Origin of the sequence: Micromonospora sp. D75 (assembly GCF_018070405.1) — a bacterium.
Taxonomy (GTDB): Bacteria; Actinomycetota; Actinomycetes; order Mycobacteriales; family Micromonosporaceae; genus Micromonospora; species Micromonospora chalcea.
Genome location: NZ_JAGPXV010000466.1, coordinates 1 through 4830 on the forward strand (window position 1 = coordinate 1; position 4830 = coordinate 4830).

Consider the following 4830-nt stretch of genomic DNA (forward strand, 5'->3'; position numbering starts at 1 on the left):
GCGCCAAACCGGGCATCCTGGGCACCACAACTCCAAGATCGACGGGGGGGTGTGGACGGGTGGACGGCGTGGACGGGGGACCAGGGGACGGGGCGGGGACGGGGGTTGGTCAGGGCTCGAACTTGTAGCCCAGGCCTCGGACCGTGACGATGTAGCGCGGCGCGGACGGCTCCGGCTCGATCTTGGAGCGCAGCCGCTTCACGTGCACGTCCAGCGTCTTGGTGTCGCCCACGTAGTCGGCGCCCCAGACCCGGTCGATCAACTGCCCGCGGGTGAGCACCCGCCCGGCGTTGCGCAGCAGCAGCTCCAGCAGCTCGAACTCCTTGAGCGGAAGCTGCACCCCGGCGCCGCCGACCGTCACCACGTGCCGTTCGATGTCCATCCGGACCGGGCCGGCGGCGAGCGTCGGCGCGCCCGTCTCGTTCGACTCGGCGCTCTGCCGGCGCAGCACCGCCCGGATGCGGGCGACCAGTTCACGCGGCGAGTACGGCTTCGTCACGTAGTCGTCGGCGCCGATCTCCAGGCCGACCACCTTGTCGATCTCGCTGTCCCGCGCGGTGACCATGATGATCGGCACGTGCGAGCGCTGGCGGAGCTGCCGGCACACCTCGGTGCCCGACATCTCCGGCAGCATCAGGTCGAGCAGCACGATGTCGGCGCCGGTCCGGTCGAACTCGGTGAGGGCGTCGGTGCCCGTCGCGGCGACGGAGACCTCGAAACCCTCCTTGCGGAGCATGTAGGACAGGGCGTCGGAAAACGACTCCTCGTCCTCGACCACCAGTACGCGGCTCAACGGGTGTTTCCTTTCCTGTGGTCAGACCTGCCGGAGCTCGGCCGGGCCGGCCTCGATCCCAGCGGAGGCGAGTGTCGTCTCCAGGTCGTCCGGGGGGCGGGCGGGCAACCGGAGGGTGAACGTCGACCCCCCACCAAGAGTGCTCGACACGTCCACCCGGCCGCCATGGTTGCTGGCGATGTGCTTGACGATGGCCAGTCCCAGGCCGGTGCCGCCGGTCGCGCGGGAGCGGGCCTGGTCGGCGCGGTAGAACCGCTCGAAGATCCGGTCCACGTCGTTCGGGGCGATGCCGATGCCCTGGTCGGCCACGGCGATCTCGACGTGTTCGTCGGTTCCGGTGACCGTCACCCGGACCGTGGTGTCCTCGCCGGAGTAGGTGATCGCGTTCTCCACCAGGTTCGCCACCGCGGTGGCGAGTTGGCTGTCGCTGCCGTACACGGTCAGGCCCCGCTGCCCGCCGACGGCGATCTCCACCCGGCGGGCGGCGGCCGCGGTGCGGGTGCGGTCGACGACCTCGGCGAGCACCCAGTCCACCGAGACCGGCTCGGGCGCGGGTTGCGGCTCGGCGCCCTGGAGGCGGGTCAGTTCCAGCAGCTCCTGCACGAGGCGGCCGAGCCGGGTCGACTCGTGCTGGATCCGCTCGGCGAACCGCCGCGCGGCGACCAGGTCCTCGGACAGGTCGGGCGCGCCGTCGGAGGCCGGTTCGGTGGCGTCGACGAGCGCTTCGGCGAGCAGTTGCAGCGCGCCGATGGGTGTCTTCAGCTCGTGGCTGACGTTAGCCACGAAGTCCCGGCGTACCCGGGCGAGACGGTGCGACTCGGTGACGTCGACCGCCTCGATCGAGACGTAGCCGGAGCCCAGTCCCATCGCCCGCAGGTGCACGCCGAGCGGGTTGTCGCCACCGCCGTCGCGGCCCCGGGGCAGGTCCAGCTCGATCTCGCGCCGCACGCCCGTGCGGCGGACCTGCCCGGCGAGGGTACGGATCAACGGGTGCGCCGCGATCGAGCCGGGTGTCGCCCCGGTACGCAGCAGACCCATCGCCCGGGCGGCCGGGTTGACGAGGACGGGCACGTCGTCCGGGCCGAGCACCACCACGCCGGCACGTAGCGAGTCGATCGTCTTGCGTCCGAGCCCGGATAGGCCCCCCTGCTGGTCGTCCGGAATCGTCGGCCTCCCTGCGTCACGACGGGTGGTCCCGCCGCCCCGCGACGCCCGCCGGCGCCGCCACTGCTCAACCGGTCCGGACAGCGTCGCCCCGGCGACCAGCCCGGTCACCAGCGCCACGGCCACCGCGACCGCCACCGCCCATTCCACCCGGCGATCGTAGGGTCATTGTTAACCCAGGGATCGGGCACAAAGGGACGAACCACTCTCGCTTCCGGCAAAGTTCACCTGCGGGCCCCGCGTCGTTCACCCACGTTCATCCTGGTGCCGACCGTTCGGCCTAGCGTGGGGCGCGCACCTGCTCCCGCCGTACCCCTCGGGGTCGCGGCACCGACCCCAGGAAGTGACGATGCGCGACGAGTTCCGGGCCGACCTGCAGATTGTCAGCCAGTTGCTGGTGGACATGGCCGAGGCGGTACGCGCGGCCATGCGGCAGGCCACGAAGGGTCTGCTGACCGCCGACCGGACGGCCGCCGAGACGGTGATCGCGCGGGACGCCGAGATCGACGAGCTGTACCGGCACGTGGAGGAGCGGGTCTGCGACCTGCTGGCCCGGCAGGCGCCGGTCGCCTCCGACCTGCGTGCCATGATCACCGCGCTGCACGTGGCAGCCGATCTGGAACGGATGGGCGACCTGGCCGACCACGTGGCCAAGACGGCGCTGCGCCGGCACCCGTCCCCGGCCGTCCCGGCGGAGCTGCGGCCGGTCTTCACCGACATGGCCGGGATCGCCGACCGGATGGCCGAGAAGATCGGCGCCGTGCTGGCCAAGCCGGACGCCGACGTGGCCGCCGAGCTGGACGGCGACGACGACGCGATGGACGACCTGCACAGGAGCCTGTTCGGTGTGCTGCTCGGCGACGACTGGCCGTACGGGGTGGAGACGGCGATCGACGCGACGCTGCTGGGCCGCTTCTACGAGCGTTTCGCCGACCACGCGGTGAACGCGGGCGAACACGTGGTCTACCTGATCACCGGTTCGACGTCCGCCTGACCCCGGCCCGCACGCAAGGAAGGGCCCCTTATTAACAGCGAGCGTTAATAAGGGGCCCTTTCTCTACCGCAGACGTTAAAAAGGGGCCCTTCCTTACACCAAGCTCAGCGGCCCTGGTTGGCTACCGCGGCGGCAGCGTCCTTCGCCGCGTCCGGGTCCAGGTACGTGCCGCCGAGCACCTGGGGACGCAGGTCGGCGTCCAGGTCGTAGCGCAGCGGGATGCCGGTGGGGATGTTCAGCTTGGCGATCGCCTCGTCGGAGATCTGGTCGAGGTGCTTGACCAGGGCGCGCAGCGAGTTGCCGTGCGCGGCCACCAGCACCGTCCGGCCGGCCAGGATGTCCGGCACGATCGAGTCGTACCAGTAGGGCAGCATCCGGTCGACGACGTCCTTCAGGCACTCGGTGCGCGGCATCAGCTCGGTCGGCAGCAGCGCGTACCGGGGGTCGCCGACCTGCGACCACTCGTCCGCGTCGTCGATCGGCGGCGGCGGCGTGTCGTACGACCGGCGCCAGAGCATGAACTGCTCCTCGCCGTACTCATCGAGGGTCTGCTTCTTGTTCTTGCCCTGCAGGGCGCCGTAGTGGCGCTCGTTGAGCCGCCACGACCGGCGCACCGCGATCCAGTGCCGGTCGGCGGCGTTCAGCGCCAGCTCGGCGGTGCGGATGGCCCGGCGCAGCAGGCTCGTGTGCACCACGTCCGGCAGCAGGTCGTGCTCGCGGAGCAGCTCGCCGCCGCGCCGCGCCTCGGTCTCTCCCTTGGCGGTCAGGTCGACGTCGACCCAGCCGGTGAAGAGGTTCTTGGCGTTCCAGTCGCTCTCGCCGTGCCGCAGCAGGACCAGCGTCCCGACGGTGGGCCCCTCGCTCGCAGTCATGCCGATCATCCTGCCGTACCGGCGCGACGGACACGCGCCGACCGGTCGTGACGACCACCACGTGGAAAACCTGATGACCACGGCTCCGGCCCGGCACTAGGTTGTAAGGCGTTCTAAACAGATCGGTCATTACCACACGGGGGCGTCGGGATGCGGACGGTACGAGGCTGGTTCCAGGACACGGCGGGTGGCCTGCCACGGACGTTCTGGTACCTCTGGGCCGGCACGCTGATCAACCGGCTCGGCTCGTTCGTCCTGATCTTCCTGGCCATCTACCTGACCCAGGAACGCGGCTTCTCCGCCGCCCAGGCCGGTCTGGTGATCGGTCTCTGGGGCGCCGGCGGCGCGGTCGGCACCACCATCGGCGGCACCCTGACCGACCGCTGGGGACGGCGGCCCACGCTGCTCGTCGCGCACGTCGGCGCGGCGGGCATGATGATCGCGCTGGGCCTCGCCCGGCCGCTCTGGGCGGTCGCCGTGGGCGCGCTGCTGCTCGGCGCGTTCGCCGAGGCGGCCCGCCCGGCCTTCGGCGCGATGATGGTCGACGTGGTGCCGGACAAGGACCGGCTGCGCGCCTTCTCGCTGAACTACTGGGCCATCAACCTCGGTTTCGCCTGCGCCGCCGTGCTCGCCGGCTTCGCCGCCCAGGGCAGCTACCTGCTGCTGTTCCTGGTGAACGCGACCACCACACTCGTGACCGCGCTGATCATCTTCGCCAAGGTCGGCGAGACCCGCGGCCCGGTCACCACGCTCCCGGTCAAGGGGATGCCGGCGCAGGCCGGCGCGCTGCGCACCATCCTCGCCGACCGGGTGTTCCTCGGCTTCGTCGCGCTCAACCTGCTCGCCGCGCTGGTGTTCCTCCAGCACATCTCGATGCTGCCGATCGCCATGGGCGACTCCGGGCTCAGCCCCGCCACGTACGGCTCGGTGATCGCGCTCAACGGCGTGCTCATCGTGGTCGGCCAGCTCTTCGTACCCCGGCTCATCAAGGGCCGCAGCCGCTCACA

At 71.1% G+C, this 4830-nt stretch carries 5 protein-coding genes; 2 read left to right on the forward strand and 3 right to left on the reverse strand.

The window, feature by feature from the left end; translation table 11 throughout:
• Positions 1-109: 109 nt before the first annotated feature.
• Positions 110-793, reverse strand: coding sequence for a response regulator transcription factor (locus KBX39_RS23235; protein ID WP_030504594.1), 684 nt, complete (start codon positions 791-793; stop codon positions 110-112).
• A gap of 21 nt (positions 794-814) precedes the next feature.
• Positions 815-2107 carry a cell wall metabolism sensor histidine kinase WalK gene (locus tag KBX39_RS23240; RefSeq protein WP_043328065.1) on the reverse strand — a complete coding sequence of 431 codons (1293 nt, stop codon included), beginning with the start codon at positions 2105-2107 and terminating at the stop codon, positions 815-817.
• A 199-nt stretch (positions 2108-2306) separates the two neighbouring features.
• Between KBX39_RS23240 and phoU the strand changes: the two genes are divergently transcribed.
• Entirely contained in the window at positions 2307-2951 is a 645-nt protein-coding gene (phoU, locus tag KBX39_RS23245) for a phosphate signaling complex protein PhoU (RefSeq protein ID WP_064446849.1), read from the forward strand.
• 104 nt (positions 2952-3055) lie between these two features.
• Here phoU and KBX39_RS23250 read toward each other — a convergent pair whose 3' ends face one another.
• Positions 3056-3823 carry a phosphoglyceromutase gene (locus tag KBX39_RS23250; RefSeq protein ID WP_043328063.1) on the reverse strand — a complete coding sequence of 256 codons (768 nt, stop codon included), beginning with the start codon at positions 3821-3823 and terminating at the stop codon, positions 3056-3058.
• A 150-nt stretch (positions 3824-3973) separates the two neighbouring features.
• Between KBX39_RS23250 and KBX39_RS23255 the strand changes: the two genes are divergently transcribed.
• Positions 3974-4830: MFS transporter (locus KBX39_RS23255; RefSeq protein ID WP_210872496.1), on the forward strand; the 857-nt coding region annotated here is incomplete at its 3' end.